The following is a 16356-nucleotide window of genomic DNA, read 5'->3' as shown; positions in this document are numbered from 1 at the left end:
CCCTGCGCCATCGGCTTCTGCCTCAGTTGGCCGGCGGCGGCTACAAACCGGCCACATATAACGGCGCCGGTTTCCCCTGCTTCGGTTCACCCCAATAGACCGTCTGGTGCGGGAACGGAATCTCAATTCCCTTGGCATCGAAGGTCTGCTTGATCCGCCGGTTCATCTCACGGCCGACCCGCCATTGTTTCAATGGCACGGTCTTGATGCGGGACTTAATGATGACGGCGGAGTCGGCAAACTTATCAACGCCCAACATGTCCAACGGGGCCAGAATATCGTCCGCGAAGAGGGGATCTCGACGCAGTTCTTCGGCAATGTCCTGCAGGACCGTCATCACCTCATCCACATTCTCTCGGTAGGCGACGCCGATTTCAAACAGATAGTACGAGAAATCTCTTGTCATGTTCTTGACCTTGTCGATCACCCCGTTCGGCACGACGTGGACGTTGCCTGACAAATCACGGAGCCGAATCGTCCGCAGTTCGATTTTCTCTACAACCCCTGCCACTCCGGCGACTTCAACGACATCCCCCACCAGAATGGAGTTTTCCAGCAGGATGAAAAATCCTGAGATTAAGTCCTTCACGAGACTTTGTGCCCCAAAACCAATGGCTAAGCCGCCCAGCCCGGCGGCCGCCAACAAAGGCTTCAAGTCGATACCGACCTCAGAGAGGATCATCATGACTCCGACGAAAAAGATGACGATCCTCGCGACATCCCTGACGATGTGGGTCAATGTATGCGCTCTCATGATTTGAGCCGGATCGGGAAGCGTGCCTTCATACATCACGCGGAGTCTCTCCACTCCGCGTTTCAACAGAGTCATCATGATAACCATGCCCACCGCAACCAGCATCACCCGTAACCCCGATGTGACGAGCCACTCACTCAACCGATTAACGAGCTGCAAGAGATACGATTCCGACATACACATCTCCTCTAATATCAATTTTCCCGTATACGTTAAAGGCGGCAACGCCCTATTGCCGTATGAGGATAATCCTTCGCTACGAAGAAGTGAATACGGCAGCCGTATATGCCGGAACCACCAGCGAACCCCCTTGAGAGAGCACTACCAGGTGGGCCGGCATCGCATCCTCCCCGGCTCCGCCATATTCCATGGCCATGGAGTCTAGACTCAGCTGCCACGTGCCAATCGGTTCGCGCAAGGTCACGGTGACTGGGGACCTGTTGAATCCCAAGACCAGCAGCGCCGCGGCTCCTCCCGTCACCCAGCGATGCATCACCAACACCTGTTCCTCTTCAAAGACCCAGACCTTGTGGCCGTTTGCCTTGGCATCCCCGGCACCCAATGCCGGAAGCGTCTTTCTGAGCTGAATGAGTCTGTTCGTCCATCGCAGGAAACCCGCCTGGCGCTCATTGAGTCCTTCACGGTTTACTCTGGAGCGTTCGAATGTAGCGCAGTCTTGAGGATCGGGCACCTCCTCCGCCTTCCAGCCGAAGTGCGCAAACTCACTCCTTCGTCCCTGCCTCACGGCCTCGATCAATGCAGGATCACTATGTTCGATGAAATACTGAAACGGCGCGGTCTCCCCATATTCCTCGCCCATGAACAAGAGCGGAATGTTGGGAGAGAGTAGCACCAGCGCCCGGGCTACTTTGATGGCCTCGAACGGGAGCTGTGTGCTCAACCGATCCCCGACCGCGCGATTGCCGATCTGGTCGTGGTTTTGGGAGAACACAACCAGTTGGGACGGTCGACAATGCTGCGACGAATTCCCATGCCGACGGCGACGGTGACCGGAGTACCGTCCGCTGTAGACAAACCCGTCACGAACGGCCGTGCCCAAATCTTGTAATCCGTGAAAGTCCTCATAATAGCCCCGCTGGTCGCCCGTCAGCACCACACGCAGGGCATGATGGAAATCGTCGCTCCATTGGCCGTCGAGCCCAAACCCGCCCTGCAGCGGCGGGTCAATCACACGCGTGTCGTTTAAATCGCTCTCGGCGATGACGGAAATCTGGCGATTGAGCCTGGACGCCTGGGCCTGCACCGAAGACGCAAGCTCTTTCAAAATGTGCGGCGTGCTGAAATCGTAGATGCCGTGAATCGCGTCCAAGCGCAGCGCATCGATATGATACTCGGTCACCCAGTAGAGTGCGTTGCCGACAACGTACTGCCGGACATGATCGCTGTCCGGGCCGTCGTAATTGATCGCGGCTCCCCAGGGTGTCCGATAGCGATCTGTGAAGTAGGGGCCGAACTCACCTAAATAATTTCCTTCCGGGCCAAGATGGTTGTAGACCACGTCCAGGATCACGGCGAGCTCCATCGCATGACAGGCATTTATCAGCCGTTTCAATCCGTCAGGGCCTCCGTAGCTGGATTGAACCGCATAGGGATAGACTCCGTCATAGCCCCAGTTTCTCCCTCCGGGAAACTGGGCCACCGGCATGAGTTCAATGGCCGTGATGCCCACCGTTTCCTTGAGATAGGACAACTGCGGAATGATCGCCTCGAACGTCCCTTCGACCGTGAACGTTCCCACATGCAACTCATAGATGATGAAGTCTTTCAGCGGCATCCCCTGCCATGCCGTATCGGTCCAGCAGAAGGAGCCGGGATCGACGACGACCGAGGGACCATGGACACCATCAGGCTGAAAGCGGGAGGCCGGGTCCGGCCTGGCATTCTTCCCGTCCAGGAGATAGCGGTATCGCGCACGAGGCCCGACGCCCTCAGCCGTGACTTCGAAATACCCCTGCGCTGAGGGGTGCATCGGGATGGCCATCCGATCCTGATCTACCAACTCCACCGCCACGATTTTGGCGAATGGCGCCCAGACCTTAAAATGCACCCGATCGGCCCCGATCATTCTGGCACCGAGCTCTAATTGCCAATGTTCATCCATCGCCACCTCTCCTTATTGTTCTTCCTCCCACATTAGGGGAGGCGTACTCCTTACACAAGACGGAGGTGAATGGGAAATTCCCCCTTGCATAAGGCAGGAAAGAGCCGTATGAGTTCAGCAGAAGGGATTGATATGTCATGGATGTCACGCGCACGCTGCCTTGGCTTGATTGGGTGAAAGAGGTGGATGAGCGGCTCATCTACACCGCAGTCCTGATCATTGCCATTGTCACGGCCATCCGCTTGGGGGAATGGGCGGCAGAGCGCGCCGTCACGGACGAACATTGGCGCTATACGATTCGGAAAGTCATCCGGTACACGGCGATCAGTATCTTCCTGCTAACCGTACTGGGCATCTGGGCCCAACGCCTTCAAGGGTTGCTGCTCGTCCTTGGAGCGACGGGGGCGGGATTGGCCATTGCGCTGTCTCCGGTCATCGTCAGCATGGCGGGCTGGGCATTAATCGTGTCGTCGAATCTCTACAAGGTAGGTGATCGCGTACAACTTGGTGGAGTCATCGGTGACGTCACGGATGTGGGAATCCTTCGCACCTCGCTCTTGGAAATCGGAAACTGGGTCCAGGCCGATCAACTCACGGGCCGGGTGGTCGCAGTATCGAACGCCGCCGTCTTCAAAGATCCTGTCTTCAATTACACCCAAGGGGCTCCGTACATCTGGGATGAGTTCACCGTACCGATCTCGTACGGGCCCCGCTGGGAAGAGGCACAGCCCACAATCCTTGCATCAGTGGCCGACTATATGAACGAGGTCGCGGCTCCCGCGAAGGCCGCACTCCAGCAATTGCCCGGCATGTCACTCATCGGATCGCCGGAGACGCAGGCGCAAGCCTATATCTCCCTCACAGAACATTGGGTCGCGTGCACATTACGCTACGTGGTCCATGCCCGGTCGAGACGCACGGTGAAACACCAATTACAGGTCAAGGCGCTCAAGGCCTTGGCAGCAGCCGGAATCGAGATCGCGTCCCCGGCGCTGACCCTGGTGCGCTATCCGGCAGCGCGAACATGGAAGGAAGAGTCATGAGCATGAGAGTCTGGCCAGGCACCCCCTACCCGCTCGGCGCGACGTGGGACGGTGAAGGCGTCAACTTCGCCCTCTTTTCCGAAAATGCCACAGGCGTGGAGCTCTGCCTCTTCGACGGGCCTGAACACGTCAAAGAATCACATCGTGTCCGCGTCGAAGAACGCACCGATCAGGTCTGGCACGTGTATATCCCTGGCCTCTGGCCTGGGCAACATTACGGATACCGGGTCCACGGCCCCTATGCGCCACATGAGGGACATCGGTTCAATCCGCATAAACTGCTGATCGACCCCTACGCGAAATCCATTGCAGGAACTATCGAATGGTCCGACGCCATGTTCGGCTATCGTATCGGCGATCCCACGGCCGACCTCTCCTTCGACACTAGAAACAACGCCGGCAATATTCCCAAGTGTGTCGTCGTAGATCAAGCCTTCACGTGGGGCGGCGACCGCCTGCTCAAGACCCCATGGGATAAAACCGTCATTTACGAAATGCACGTCAAGAGCTTCACCGCGAGCCATCCCGACGTCCCCGAACAAATGCGAGGGACCTACGCGGGCCTCACGACTCCCGCCGTCATCGACCATTTGGTCGGGCTGGGGGTCACCGCGGTCGAGTTGCTCCCGATCCATCACTTCGTGCGCGACAAGCACCTGGCCGATAGCGGACTCATCAATTATTGGGGGTACAACACGATCGGATTCTTTGCCCCCGACATTCGTTATGCCATCTCTCCCGTCCGCGGCCGGCATGTGCGGGAATTCAAAACGATGGTCAAGACACTGCATAGCGCAGGCATCGAGGTCATCCTCGACGTGGTGTACAACCATACGGCGGAAGGCAATCAACTGGGGCCCACCCTCTGCTTCAGGGGCATCGACAACGCGTCGTACTACCGGCTGGTCCAACAGGACAAGCGGCATTACATGGACTACACCGGCTGCGGCAACACACTCAACGCCACACATCCACGCACCCTTCAACTGATTATGGACAGCCTGCGCTACTGGGTCACGGAGATGCATGTGGATGGCTTTCGCTTCGACCTGGCCTCTGCCCTCGCGCGTGAGCTCCATGCCGTGGATCGCCTGAGCGCCTTCTTCGATATTCTCCATCAAGATCCCATTCTGTCGCAGGTCAAGCTGATCGCGGAACCGTGGGACGTCGGGGAAGGGGGCTATCAAGTCGGAAACTTTCCGGTGGGCTGGGCTGAATGGAACGGCAAGTATCGGGACACGATCCGCCGGTACGTCAAAGGCGACGGCGGCCAAGTCGCCGAATGGGCCTATCGACTGACAGGCAGCAGCGACCTCTATAGCATGAGCGGTCGCCGCCCTTTTGCCAGCGTCAATTTCATTACCGCGCACGACGGATTTACCCTCCGCGATCTCGTCTCCTACGACCAGAAACACAACGACGCAAACGGAGAACAGAACCGGGACGGAACCGACGATAATGCCAGCTGGAATTGCGGGATCGAAGGGCCGACGCAGGATGTTGCCATCAACCAATTACGTGGGCGCCAGCAGCGGAACTTCCTGACCCTACTCTTCCTGTCGCAGGGCGTCCCCATGCTCTGCGGCGGCGACGAAATCGGCCGCACCCAGAGGGGCAACAATAACGCCTATTGCCAGGACAGCAATATCAGTTGGTTTGACTGGAATCTGGATCACGAGCGTCGCCAACTGCTGGAGTTCACGCGAAGCCTCATTGCCTTTCGCAATAAACATCCGGTCCTTCGCCGACGCCGTTTTTTCCAGGGCCGCCACATCCGCGGATCGGAAGTGAAGGACCTTTCGTGGCTCAAGCCAGATGGAAAAGAAATGACCGACGACGATTGGAACGCCGGCTACGCAAAATCATTAGCGTTCCGGCTGGCAGGCGACGCGATCGGCGAAACGGACGAGAAAGGGCGGGCCATCATCGACGACACCTTGCTCATCTTACTCAATGCCGACCATACCTCGATCACCTTTACCCTACCGGCCCACAAACGCGGGATCCGGTGGCAACCCCTCCTGGATACCAGCATCACCGCCGATAATGAAAAAACGGTCATTATGCTCAAGGGAGGCGAGCAGTATGAGCTTGAATCCCGATCGATCGCCGTCCTGAAGCTCGACGACACGCAGTGACAGTCTTCGCGAATTATGCGTCTCCCAGACGCATACCGGTGTCGCGGTCGAAGAGATGATGCGGGCCTCCTGTGAGATGGACTGAAACCGGTTGACCGGGCCGCAATAATTCTCCGGCCGGAACGGCGCCGATCATGATCGTGGCTTTGCCGGGTTGATCGACCTCGACGATCCCCCAGGTCTGGCTTCCGGTATATTCGAGAAGCCGCACCACGCCAGCGATCTGTGGCCCTACTTCATGTGGCACCGTATCAGAACGGTTTCCTGACATGACCCGTACATGCTCGGGACGAATACCCACGGTCATCCGCATGCCATCGCGAAGCCTGTCTCCACCCTCCACAGCAGACAATGGCAATTCTGTCGTCCCCACGTGCAGTCGACCGGCACAAGCCTTACCCTCAAGAATATTGATCGCCGGATGGCCGAGGAATCGAGCAACGAACAGATTGCTGGGATGATCGTAGAGCGCTTGCGGCGGCCCGATCTGTTGCACGACGCCCCGATCCAGCACCGCGACTCGATCTGCCAGCGTCATGGCCTCGGTCTGATCATGCGTCACATAGATCATCGTCGTTCCGAGTCGGTCATGGAGACGGCGCAGTTCCGCGCGCATGACAGCCCGCAATTGCGCATCGAGGTTGGAGAGCGGCTCATCCAACAAAAACAACCGTGGCTGTCTGATCAACGCACGGCCCAACGCCACCCGTTGACGTTGGCCGCCGGAGAGTTCCCGCGGCCATCGATCGAGCAACGACTCCAGGCCCAGCAATCCGGCCACCCGTTGCACTTCGGCTTCGATGCGCGGCCGATCGAGACCGGTCTTGCGTCTCGTCACGCGAAGCGGAAATGCGAGATTGCCACGCACGGTCATGTGCGGATAGAGGGCATAGCTTTGAAACACCAGGGCCACGTCCCGTTCACGCGGTTCCAAGCTCGTCACGTCCACGCCATCGAACAGGATGCGTCCTGATGTCGGGCGGTCCAGTCCAGCGAGGAGCTGAAGGAGTGTGGATTTCCCGCAGCCAGATGGTCCGACGATCGTAAAAAACTCGCCGTCCCGAATGGTCAGGGTCACATCAGGCAGGACGGTCGTCGTCCCAAACTGTTTGCATAGATGCTCGACTCGTACTTCCGCCATTAGCTCCTATCCCTTCACGCTGCCGGCCGTCAACCCCGCTACAATGTGACGTTGAAACAGAGCCGCCAGTCCTGCTACCGGCAGAGTCACAATGAGAGACGCGGCGGCGATATCGCCCCATGGAATTTCGTACAGACCGGGAAACAACGCCACCGCTACCGGCGCCGTGCGCGTGGCATCGCTCGCCGTGAGGGTCAAGGCGAACATGAACTCGTTCCACGAGAAGATGAACACCAACAGCCCTGCCACAGCCAGCCCCGGACGCGCCAGCGGTAAGAACACCGACCAGAGGGCCCGCAAAGGCGTACACCCGTCGACGCGCGCGGCGTAATAGAGTTCCCCCGGCAGTTGTCGGAAAAAACTTGTCAGGATCCAAATGGCCAGAGGCAGCGCATAGACCGCATGGGTCAACCCCACCGCAATCAACGTGTCCCTCAAGCCGAGACCGCGCATCAAGAGATACAACGGACTGATGACGGCGATGGGAGGGAACATCGACGTCGCAAGGACGAGGCCGAGAATCAACGGCTTACCGGCAATCGGCAAACGCGCTAACGTGAAGGCGCACAATCCTCCGACCACAAGGGCCACCGCCGTCGCGCTGCTCGCCACCACCGCGCTATTGACCAGAGACTGCGCCAGCGACGACTGGAGCAGGACTCGTTCATAATGGTCCGCGGTTGCCCGCTCAGGAAACAGCGGCGGGAGTCGCACGATATCCTGATCCGGCTTAATGGACGTCACTGCCTGCCAGAGCACCGGCCCCAGACAGAACAAGGCGGCCAACGCGACGACGCAGAGCGCCAGTCCACGGGTGCGAAACCAGTGAAACAGGCCGTGCCGCCCCTTCTCCCAGGCAAGACCCATTAGGTCGCCTCCTGCAAATGCCGACGCAACAACAGGAGGTAGAGGGACGAAAGGGCCGCGACGATCAGAAACATCGCCGTGGCCAGCGTCGACCCGTACCCGAACTGTAGCGTTTGAAACAGAGTCTTGTACGCGTAGATCGATAGGGTTTCGGTACTGTTGCCGGGGCCGCCGCCGGTCAACACATAGACCGCGTCGAACACCCGAACCGCATCCATCGTGCGGAATACGAGCACGATCACGACGACTGGCATCAGGAGCGGCAACGTGATGTGGCGAAACTGTTGCCAGGCCCCCGCCCCATCGACCCGTGCGGCCGCGTAGAGATCCCGTGGAACCGTTTTCAATCCGGCCAAGAGTAACAGCGCGGCAAACGGCGCAGTTTTCCAGACGTCCATCACGACCGCCGCATGAATCGCCCAGTCAGGGTCCGCCAGCCAGTCGATGGGCTGGGTAATCAGGTGCACTTGATGGAGCAGATAATTCAGCAGCCCGTAATCCGGCTGATACATCCAGGCCCAGATCTGGGCCGACACGACGGTCGGAATCGCCCAGGGCACGACGATCATTACCTGGGCCCAACGCGGCGACCTGCCTGAGCCGCTAGTCAGGCTATCCAACAGCAGCGCCAGCCCGAAACCTAGCAGCAGTTCAGCCGATACCGACAGAGCGGTGAAATACAGCGTCGTCCGGCAGGCGGCCCAGAAACGGTCGTCGCTCCAGAGTTGGAGATAGTTCCAGGCCCCCACAAACTCATCCACCCCGAAGGTCGGCAAGCGACGGTGCAGGCTCAGCCAGAGCGCCGCCGCGATGGGAGCGACGGCGATCAGACCGACCAAGAGGAATGCGGGGCTCGCCAGCAGATATCCCCATGCCCGTTCGGATAACCGAACTCGGCCCTTCGCGTGACTCGTTCCAGTAACAGGCTGTCCGGTCATAGGCCTTCCGTTGCGACCGACAGGTCGCGACTCCCCACGATCCTTCTCACCTGACGACGCGCGGCTTCGAGCGCCTCGCGCGGGGTTTTCCGTCCGACCACGACGGCACTGACTTCCGGTTGCACCGCTTGGGACAACATCAGATAGTAGGGCGAGACCGGGCGAGGCCGTGCCTCCAGAAAGATAGGATACAAATCTTTCAGCAGAGGCCGAGCCCCGACCAACGTTGCGTCGCGATAGAGGGCCAGGCGTGTAGGGTTATATCCCCATTCCAAAGCGGCCATGCGCTGCGCGTCGGGCGAGGTCAAGAAGCGAATCAGCTCACCTGCTTCCTGTGGATGGGCGGATCCTTGCGGCATGGCGAGTAACCACCCGCCCAGCACTGGTGCGCTGGCATAGCCCGGAAAGGACGGAAGCGGCACGATCCCCACCTTCCCTCGAACCGGCGAGCCTTCACGTTGGAATAGGGGCCAGGCATAGGGCCAGTTGCGCATGAACAGCGCGCGCCCGGACCCGAATACCAGACGCGTCGATTCTTCATCGGCCATGCTGACGGAGAGTGGCGTGATCCGATGTCCTGCGACTGTGTCGCGCAAAAACTGCAGGCCTGCTTCCGCCCGCGCTCGATCCCCGTCCCACAGATCTGAACCGTTGCTACGAAGCACTTCCAGCGCGAGGCAGATCAGTCCCTCATATTGTTTCCCTTGCCAAAGGAACCCCACGAGCCCGGCCTCCTGTTCGGCATCAAGAACCAGCTCGGCGGATCGGACAAGGTCCGGCCAAGTTGTCGGCGGAGCCAGTCCATGACGTTCCAGTAGATCACGCCGGTAATAGAGCACCCCTGCATCGATATACCAGGGCACGGCGTAGAGCTGTCCTCCGAACGTGGCCGCCTGGATCGGCCCTGGGAAGAACTGCTCTCGCTCCGCTGGAGGGAGGAGCCTGTCGAGAGAAGCAATCCACCCGGCCCGTGCAAATTCCTGCACCCAGATCGTGTCGACGCCGAGCAGGTCGAACGGGGCCTGGCCTCCGTCGAGATTCATGGCATAGTATTGATGTTGTCGGTCGGACGAGGACGGGAGCAGTTCCTCCCGCACGGCCACACCGGGATGGCGCCGCTCAAACTCGCGGAGGAGTGCGGAGAGAGTCGCCCCGTCGCTGGAGAGTTTTCCGTGCTTGAACACGAGCACGACTCTCGCATGATCAAGTCGATCCTCCGCCGGTGTGCAGCCGAACCCCAGCACCGCACAGACGATAAGAATGACGATCACATGCATCATATTCTTTCTTATGGACCGCGTAATCCTCATCGCAAGCATGACAGCTTCCACAGGCTTATCCCAGTGAAAATCTTGACGCTCGAACACCTCTTACATCTTCAGTCCAGGGCCAGGAGCAATTGACAGATAGTTCGTGCACATCGGGCATCATGCTGCACGTCTCATCCGTGCATTGACGCCAGGCCTTACGGTATGGAATCTAATGAGGGTTTCTCAGCGACGCTGAGCGACCAGTGCCCATCTGCGTCTTGAGGAATCCATCATCTTGTTAGAATAAGCTACTGCGTAAGACGCATCACTCAGGCATAATGCCCACTGTATCGACAATACGTGTGGGGAAAATCCTTCGACGCGTGAAAGGGAACACCTGTGAATCCGTCCGACTGGTTTGACACGTTCCGAGAGTCCGCAGAACACAGCGTAGCCATCATCGTGGCCTTCTTTCCCAAGCTGCTCGGGGCCCTGCTGTTGCTGGTGGCTGGATATCTGCTGGCACGCATGGTCGGAGCGGCCACCGCGGCGCTCTTGAAAGTGCTCGGCTTCAATCGGTTGCTCGCCAGAACGCCGATCCAGAGTCTCTTGGACAAAGCCGCATCCAACAAAACCAGCGCCGACATCCTGGGATTTCTCATGTTCTGGCTGATCTTCCTGCTCTTCGGTATCTCGGCAACGGAAGCGATCGGCCTCTCGGCGGTCTCGGGGGCCCTGACCGCGTTCGCCTTCTATCTGCCGAAAATCGGCATCTCGATCCTGATTATCGTATTGGGCATGCTGGCGGCCAGCTACATCAAAGACGTGATCAGCCTGGCCTGCACATCGGCTGGCGTCTCCCAGGGCGCGGTCGTGTCTCAAACATTTTACGTTGCCGCGATCTTGGTCGTCTTCGTGACCGCCATCAACGAACTGGGAATCGATACGACGCTCCTGAACAGCACAATCATGATCGCCTTCGGCGGATTGATCGCGGGGGCTGCCCTGTCGTTCGGACTGGGGGCGCGCGGCGCCGTATCCAATCTGATCGCGGCACATTATCTCCAACCGGTTTTCCGTGTTGGACAGACGATTCGCATCGATGAGGTACATGGACAGATCGTCGCCTTAACGCCAGTCGCCATCGTCGTCGATACACCGGGAGGCCGTGTCATCGTCCCCGCCGGCCGCTTTCAGGAATCCAGTGCCATTATCGAGAAATCCGGTTGATCTATGGATGCAGAACTTTGTGTGACACTGGCCTATTTCAACGCCTACCCCCTCGACGCCGCCAAACAGTTGGAAACGTGGCCCACTGAAGACATCGCCGACGTGATGGGTGGCTTCACCGCGGAAGACGCGGCACCCGTGCTAGAGCAATTTTCGTCGGACCAGGCTGCCTCCGTGCTGCTCCTGCTGCCGCAGGATCAGGCCGTTGCAATTCTTGCTGCGCTGCCGACCCATGCCGCCATCGGCATCCTCCGTCAATTTGAACCGGCCGTGCAGGGGGACCTGCTCGCCCTTGTGGACCAGACTGTCGGTCCAAGTCTCAGATTGAGCGCCGCCTATCCTGAAAGCACGGCTGCCAGCCTGGCTGACCCCCGAGTCGTGACGTTGCCACCGGATATTCCTGTGTCGGCCGCACTGGAACGAGTCAAGCACGATCCCCGACGCGCCACCTACTACCAGTACGTGGTCGAGCGGGATGGGGTGCTCGTCGGCCTGGTCACCACAAAGGAACTGGTCGTCGCTGATCCAACCGAACTCGTCGCGACCATTATGAAAGATCAACTGGAAACCGTCTCGGCCGAGGCCACAGAGGATGAATTGCTCCAAAACCCTCAGTGGCGGCTCTATCACACCCTCCCGGTCGTTGACCGCGAACAGCACTTCCTCGGAGCGCTCCGGTACCGGACCCTCCGCCAAATTGAGGGACGATCCACCGTCCAGCAGACGGCAGGGTCGCTCCCCGATGCGTTATTACAGATGTGGGAGGCCTATGCCTTGACCGGTCTTCGTGTCATGACGGATTTGGCTCAGGCGGTCGAAACGACCGTGATAGACGCAGCCCCCTTGTTGCCACAGGAAAGCGAGACCACCGATGGCACTCCATCACAAACTCCATGACGCCTTTTTCATCGATCATCCTCAAGAGGCCGGCCAACTTCTAGAGTCGTTCGACACCGAAGAGATCGTCCGTTTGCTTGCCCATACCAAACCCGCAACCATCGCAGAGCTGTTATCCACCATGAATCCCGCGGTAACCGCCGATGCCCTGAGGGGACTGCCTGATGCGATCGGCATGGAGGTCTTGCAGGCGTTCTCCCCAGGCGACATCGCCAATTTACTATTGCGGCTGGACAAAAGGCGGAGAAAGGCGCTCCTGCAACGCCTCCCGAGTCCGCTGGCTGAAGAGGTTCGCGTATTCATGGACTATCCGGCCAACTCGGTCGGAAACCTCATGGACGTCAGGGCATTCGCATTGCCCGAAGACCTGACGGTGGAAGAGGCGGTGCGCCATGTGCGCACGCGCGCGCCCAAAGACCTGCACGACATTTATGTCATCGATCGCCACCGACATCTCGTCGGCATGCTCTCCGTGCGAGACCTGCTATTGCTCGACCCCGACGAACGGCTGCAATCGGTCATGCGGCGAGATATCCCCAGCATTCATCCGATGGAGGATCGCGAACAAATCGTCGAGCTCTTCGCTGCCCATCGGTTCATGACGATTCCAGTCATCGACCTCGACGAACGGCTGCTCGGCGTGATCAAGAACGAAGATATCATCAAAGCGAATCAAGAAGACGCGACCGCGGATCTCCAGACCATGGTCGGCGCGAGCCGAGACGAACGGGCACTGTCGCCGGTGTTATTTTCGGTGCGCAAACGGCTGGGCTGGTTACAAGTCAATCTGGTTACGGCGTTCTTGGCGGCACTAGTGGTCGGCATTTTCGAAGACACGATTGCCAGATTTACCGCCCTGGCCATCCTGCTGCCGGTCGTAGCCGGACAATCCGGTAACACCGGGGCGCAATCCCTGGCGGTCGTAATGCGGGGCCTGGCCCTGCGGGACATCAGACCGACTCAGTGGTTGCGGGTGACCGTCAAGGAGGGGGGCGTTGCGCTCCTCAACGGGATCGCCGTTGCCACAACGACCTCGGCCGCTGTGTTTTTGTGGAGCCATTCCGTTGGACTCACGATGGTCATCGGGATCTCCATGGTCGCCTCCATGTGTATCGCGGGGCTCTCCGGAGCCGTCATTCCTATCGTGCTGCAGTCCCTCAACCAGGACCCTGCGCAATCGTCCTCCATTATCCTCACCACCGTGACGGATATCGTCGGGTTCTTCAGCTTCCTCGGCCTGGCCACGGTCTTCTCTCACCTCCTGGGATAGACCAGCCAAGGGCATGGCCTATCGTCGGCAGGTTCACGCAACCTAGGGCATCATCCTTCTGTGCCATTTAGAATTCTGATTCCGTACGTGTGCGTTTCACAATACCTCTGAGTAGACGTCCCAATAGGTCTGCGCCGGTCACGAGACGCGGGGCCTTCGTCCAGAGCAGAATCGCGTCATCGGCAATCAAGTGATCTCCCGGTGACAGCCGATCGAAGCTGAGTTGACCCACGACTTTCCCCAGCGGCTCTTTGGGATCTCTGACGATCACGGGCCGATGGCAATAGACGGCAGGGTCCGTCTCCTGACTGGACAAGAGCGCATGGCGCAGAAACCCATCGGCATCCAGGATGAATTTTGGATCGTCCTGTTCGTCCACAATGACGACCCAGGGTTTGCCCGCGGCATTCACCCGACGGAGAAACGGATCATCCTGATTTTTTTGAAACGCCGGAAAGTCAGGCAGGCCATTTCGATGGGGCACCCGTAGAATGCTGCTGGGCGCTACGGGCACGCCTTCCTCCTCGATCGGAATGTCGTCGATCGTCAAAAAATTCAAGGCGCCGATCGCCTCCACACGGCTGACCTCCGTCTTCGCGTCCAACATATGCAGGCGCAAAAGTTCCTTGATCTCCGCCTCGCGATAATAGGCAATCGCTTCCTTGCCGAGCCAGGCATCCAACACCATTGCGGAGGGTTTGACGACGGGGAAAAGCAGGATTCGGTAGACCCAGAGAATGGGGGAAAAAAAGGCCGCCACCCGTACCGCGTGGCGTGAACAGTAGGCCTGCGGGACGATTTCTCCGAGGATCGTAATGATCATGGTCGAAAAGAGGAAGGCGCTGACCCCGGCCATCACCGAGTTCGAGAGCAGGGTCAGCAGCACGTTGATGCCGACGTTGCCCCAGAGAATCGTGGCCAGAATGTCGTTGGGCTGATTGCGCAAGGCCAGGACGGTCCGCGCCTGATAGCTGCCGCTCGCCGCCTCTGCTTCCAATCGTAGCCGGCCCAGGCTGAAGACCGCGAGATTCAAACCGGAAAAGAGCGCCGATTGACTCAGGCACACCGCGATGCCGATCCACGTCAATAGGTCACTGGTCATGACCGCTGCTCATCTTCCATAGTGCCGTAGAGTCTACTGTTTTCTCCGTGAAGGCGCCAGGCACATGCGGACTCCGAATGGCGGTTGTCGTTTTCCAGGAACAGGAGCCTGGTCCTCGGATTTCGAGATACAAGCCAGCGTCGTCTATCGGGCTCAACCAGGACCAATGCTCCGGGCAGACGATGCCGGAAGAGCGCCTCCAAGATCTGGAGACGCTCTTCCGGTTTCCATCTGCACATTTGCTGGGGAGGCTGCCGCGACCGTGCGAAATCGGTTGATGAGGAAAAAGCTCGACGTATCACCGGTCTTCGGAGAGATATTGCTTCTCTAACGTAGGGACGATTTGCGACTGCACGTCTTCGGTAATGGTGTAGCGAACGAAAGCGTCCTCCACCATTTGATTGGCATAGAGACGTCCCGTTGGAGCCGCGACTGTAAACTCAGCGGTCGCCGATTCCTTCGGCTTCACCGTGACGGTCTGCACATACGGATCATGCAGATACGGATGCCAGATCGTCGCCTTGTACGTTCCGGGAGGGATATCCCCGATCTCAAATCTTCCCTCCTGATCCGTCACGGCATAGTACGGATGATCGAGCACGAGCGCCCAACTTTCCATATAGGCGTGAAACCCGCACTGCATGGTGAAAATTCGGCGGTCCTTCGTCATCCGGATCGTCTGAACCATAGGAACGCCTTCGTAGTGCTTATGAAAATGGTTGCTCAAGCCAACCTCGTTCGGATAGCGCTTACTGATCGGCAGCGGAACATTAAAGAGAACCCGCGGCCCCAGGCGGGAAGTTTCATACGCTTGAATGTCGTGAAAGGCCGGGTCCATATTGACGACGACGACATCGTGAAGATTGCGCACCACATTGACGAACGGCTGAAACCGGCAATCGACCGCTTCGATTCGCGGCATCTGATACGTGCCGAACGGCTTGCCTTTCTCAATATCCTCCAACAGGACCACAACTTGTCGAAACTCGCCGTTCGGTCCGACATTAAACGGCTGAAGCAAGCGCCAGCCTCGCCCATCGGAAATCCGTCCGCAGTAGATTGCATCCGGCAATGTCGTGAGGTTGTACCCCTTCGGCCCAGGCACCTTGCCGTCGAGGCGGACTGTCCCTGTCAGCGTGCCGCCCTCGGCAACAGGCATCTCTTCATAGGCTCTTGCCGCTTGCGCGAGAACCAGACTCATGACCCCCGCAGAGATAACGACTAGGCACCTCTGCATCACTGTTGTCATTGTTGCCTCCTCTGTAAATAGAACCAATCGTCCGGACAAAATACCCTTTGCGCCAGCCCGCAGAGGAGACCGATTTCGAGAAAACCCTGTCTTCTTATGATCGAACCACACTTGAAAGACTTATGCCACCATAATATTCAGAAAAAACTCCTGCCAGGAACGAATGACCTGATAGACGTTCCGCCCCTTCGGCAGCAGCCTGATCGACTCGAACGATTCTGACCGTCTGGTTTCTATCCACCGGTATAAGACTGGCAGGACGACAAGGGGCAGGAATGTCGAACCGACGAGGCCACCGAGCACCACGACTGCCAGAGAACGCTGCGCCCCCGACACAATTCCTTGCGCGAAGGGC

General features: G+C 58.6%; 13 protein-coding genes and 1 pseudogene. 5 read left to right on the top strand and 9 right to left on the bottom strand.

All coding sequences use genetic code 11. The annotated features are described in order from the left end of the window. Positions 1 to 40 precede the first annotated feature (40 nt). Both Q8N00_01495 and treZ read right to left on the bottom strand, forming a co-directional pair. Positions 41 to 931 carry a mechanosensitive ion channel family protein gene (locus tag Q8N00_01495; protein MDP2381456.1) on the bottom strand — a complete coding sequence of 297 codons (891 nt, stop codon included), beginning with the start codon at positions 929 to 931 and terminating at the stop codon, positions 41 to 43. Between the two features lie 79 nt (positions 932 to 1010). Then, positions 1011 to 2876 carry a malto-oligosyltrehalose trehalohydrolase gene (gene treZ / locus Q8N00_01490; protein MDP2381455.1) on the bottom strand — a complete coding sequence of 622 codons (1866 nt, stop codon included), beginning with the start codon at positions 2874 to 2876 and terminating at the stop codon, positions 1011 to 1013. Positions 2877 to 3013: 137 nt separating this feature from the next. Between treZ and Q8N00_01485 the strand changes: the two genes are divergently transcribed. Beyond that, positions 3014 to 3919: a mechanosensitive ion channel gene (locus Q8N00_01485; GenBank protein ID MDP2381454.1), complete on the top strand. Its 906-nt coding sequence runs from the start codon at positions 3014 to 3016 to the stop codon at positions 3917 to 3919. Further along, positions 3916 to 6057, top strand: a complete 2142-nt coding sequence (gene glgX, locus Q8N00_01480; GenBank protein ID MDP2381453.1) for a glycogen debranching protein GlgX — start codon at positions 3916 to 3918, stop codon at positions 6055 to 6057. Before Q8N00_01485 ends, glgX begins: the two co-directional genes overlap by 4 nt. A 13-nt stretch (positions 6058 to 6070) precedes the next feature. Here the strand turns inward: glgX and Q8N00_01475 are convergent, their stop codons facing one another. The 4 genes from Q8N00_01475 to Q8N00_01460 are packed head-to-tail and all read right to left on the bottom strand — an operon-like array spanning position 6071 to position 10283. Next, complete coding sequence (locus tag Q8N00_01475) at positions 6071 to 7198, bottom strand: ABC transporter ATP-binding protein (GenBank protein MDP2381452.1); 1128 nt, start codon at positions 7196 to 7198, stop codon at positions 6071 to 6073. Positions 7199 to 7204: 6 nt separating this feature from the next. Continuing rightward, complete coding sequence (locus Q8N00_01470) at positions 7205 to 8065, bottom strand: carbohydrate ABC transporter permease (protein ID MDP2381451.1); 861 nt, start codon at positions 8063 to 8065, stop codon at positions 7205 to 7207. Further along, the gene (locus Q8N00_01465; protein MDP2381450.1) at positions 8065 to 9003 is read right to left on the bottom strand and encodes a sugar ABC transporter permease; all 939 of its coding nucleotides are present in this window, start codon (positions 9001 to 9003) and stop codon (positions 8065 to 8067) included. The genes Q8N00_01470 and Q8N00_01465 overlap by 1 nt, the downstream gene beginning before the upstream one ends. Continuing rightward, positions 9000 to 10283: an ABC transporter substrate-binding protein gene (locus Q8N00_01460; GenBank protein MDP2381449.1), complete on the bottom strand. Its 1284-nt coding sequence runs from the start codon at positions 10281 to 10283 to the stop codon at positions 9000 to 9002. Before Q8N00_01460 ends, Q8N00_01465 begins: the two co-directional genes overlap by 4 nt. Positions 10284 to 10652: 369 nt before the next feature. On the opposite strand from Q8N00_01460, the gene Q8N00_01455 reads away from it, so the two are divergent. From Q8N00_01455 to mgtE, 3 genes are read left to right on the top strand one after another with little or no spacing between them, the layout of a single operon-like run. Further along, a complete protein-coding gene (locus tag Q8N00_01455; protein ID MDP2381448.1) occupies positions 10653 to 11483 on the top strand; it encodes a mechanosensitive ion channel in 831 nt (276 codons plus the stop codon). A gap of 3 nt (positions 11484 to 11486) precedes the next feature. After that, complete coding sequence (locus Q8N00_01450) at positions 11487 to 12380, top strand: CBS domain-containing protein (protein MDP2381447.1); 894 nt, start codon at positions 11487 to 11489, stop codon at positions 12378 to 12380. Next, the gene (mgtE, locus tag Q8N00_01445) at positions 12355 to 13650 is read left to right on the top strand and encodes a magnesium transporter (protein ID MDP2381446.1); all 1296 of its coding nucleotides are present in this window, start codon (positions 12355 to 12357) and stop codon (positions 13648 to 13650) included. Before Q8N00_01450 ends, mgtE begins: the two co-directional genes overlap by 26 nt. 67 nt (positions 13651 to 13717) lie before the next feature. Here mgtE and Q8N00_01440 read toward each other — a convergent pair whose 3' ends face one another. The 3 genes and pseudogenes from Q8N00_01440 to Q8N00_01430 all read right to left on the bottom strand — a co-directional run bounded on the left by Q8N00_01440 (position 13718) and on the right by Q8N00_01430 (position 16340). Next, positions 13718 to 14752 carry a DUF21 domain-containing protein gene (locus Q8N00_01440; GenBank protein ID MDP2381445.1) on the bottom strand — a complete coding sequence of 345 codons (1035 nt, stop codon included), beginning with the start codon at positions 14750 to 14752 and terminating at the stop codon, positions 13718 to 13720. A 298-nt stretch (positions 14753 to 15050) separates the two neighbouring features. Then, positions 15051 to 15953, bottom strand: a complete 903-nt coding sequence (locus Q8N00_01435) for a carboxypeptidase-like regulatory domain-containing protein (protein ID MDP2381444.1) — start codon at positions 15951 to 15953, stop codon at positions 15051 to 15053. Positions 15954 to 16121: 168 nt separating this feature from the next. Then, positions 16122 to 16340 (bottom strand): annotated as a pseudogene (locus Q8N00_01430) (hypothetical protein). Positions 16341 to 16356 lie beyond the last annotated feature (16 nt).

This window comes from Nitrospirota bacterium, assembly GCA_030684575.1.
Classification (GTDB): Bacteria; Nitrospirota; Nitrospiria; order Nitrospirales; family Nitrospiraceae; genus Palsa-1315.
The sequence above is the reverse complement of the archived record's forward strand: the minus strand, read 5'-3'. Positions and strand labels throughout refer to the sequence as shown.

Excerpts from the sequence above, each read along its gene's own strand:
- Q8N00_01495 (MDP2381456.1), bottom strand. The coding sequence starts at position 931 with ATGTCGGAATCGTATCTCTTGCAGCTCGTTAATCGGTTGAGTGAGTGG.
- mgtE (MDP2381446.1), top strand. The coding sequence starts at position 12,355 with ATGGCACTCCATCACAAACTCCATGACGCCTTTTTCATCGATCATCCT.
- Q8N00_01435 (MDP2381444.1), bottom strand. The coding sequence starts at position 15,953 with ATGAGTCTGGTTCTCGCGCAAGCGGCAAGAGCCTATGAAGAGATGCCT.
- treZ (MDP2381455.1), bottom strand. The coding sequence starts at position 2,876 with ATGGATGAACATTGGCAATTAGAGCTCGGTGCCAGAATGATCGGGGCC.
- Q8N00_01460 (MDP2381449.1), bottom strand. The coding sequence starts at position 10,283 with ATGATGCATGTGATCGTCATTCTTATCGTCTGTGCGGTGCTGGGGTTC.
- Q8N00_01450 (MDP2381447.1), top strand. The coding sequence starts at position 11,487 with ATGGATGCAGAACTTTGTGTGACACTGGCCTATTTCAACGCCTACCCC.
- Q8N00_01465 (MDP2381450.1), bottom strand. The coding sequence starts at position 9,003 with ATGACCGGACAGCCTGTTACTGGAACGAGTCACGCGAAGGGCCGAGTT.
- Q8N00_01440 (MDP2381445.1), bottom strand. The coding sequence starts at position 14,752 with ATGACCAGTGACCTATTGACGTGGATCGGCATCGCGGTGTGCCTGAGT.
- Q8N00_01485 (MDP2381454.1), top strand. The coding sequence starts at position 3,014 with ATGGATGTCACGCGCACGCTGCCTTGGCTTGATTGGGTGAAAGAGGTG.
- glgX (MDP2381453.1), top strand. The coding sequence starts at position 3,916 with ATGAGCATGAGAGTCTGGCCAGGCACCCCCTACCCGCTCGGCGCGACG.
- Q8N00_01475 (MDP2381452.1), bottom strand. The coding sequence starts at position 7,198 with ATGGCGGAAGTACGAGTCGAGCATCTATGCAAACAGTTTGGGACGACG.
- Q8N00_01470 (MDP2381451.1), bottom strand. The coding sequence starts at position 8,065 with ATGGGTCTTGCCTGGGAGAAGGGGCGGCACGGCCTGTTTCACTGGTTT.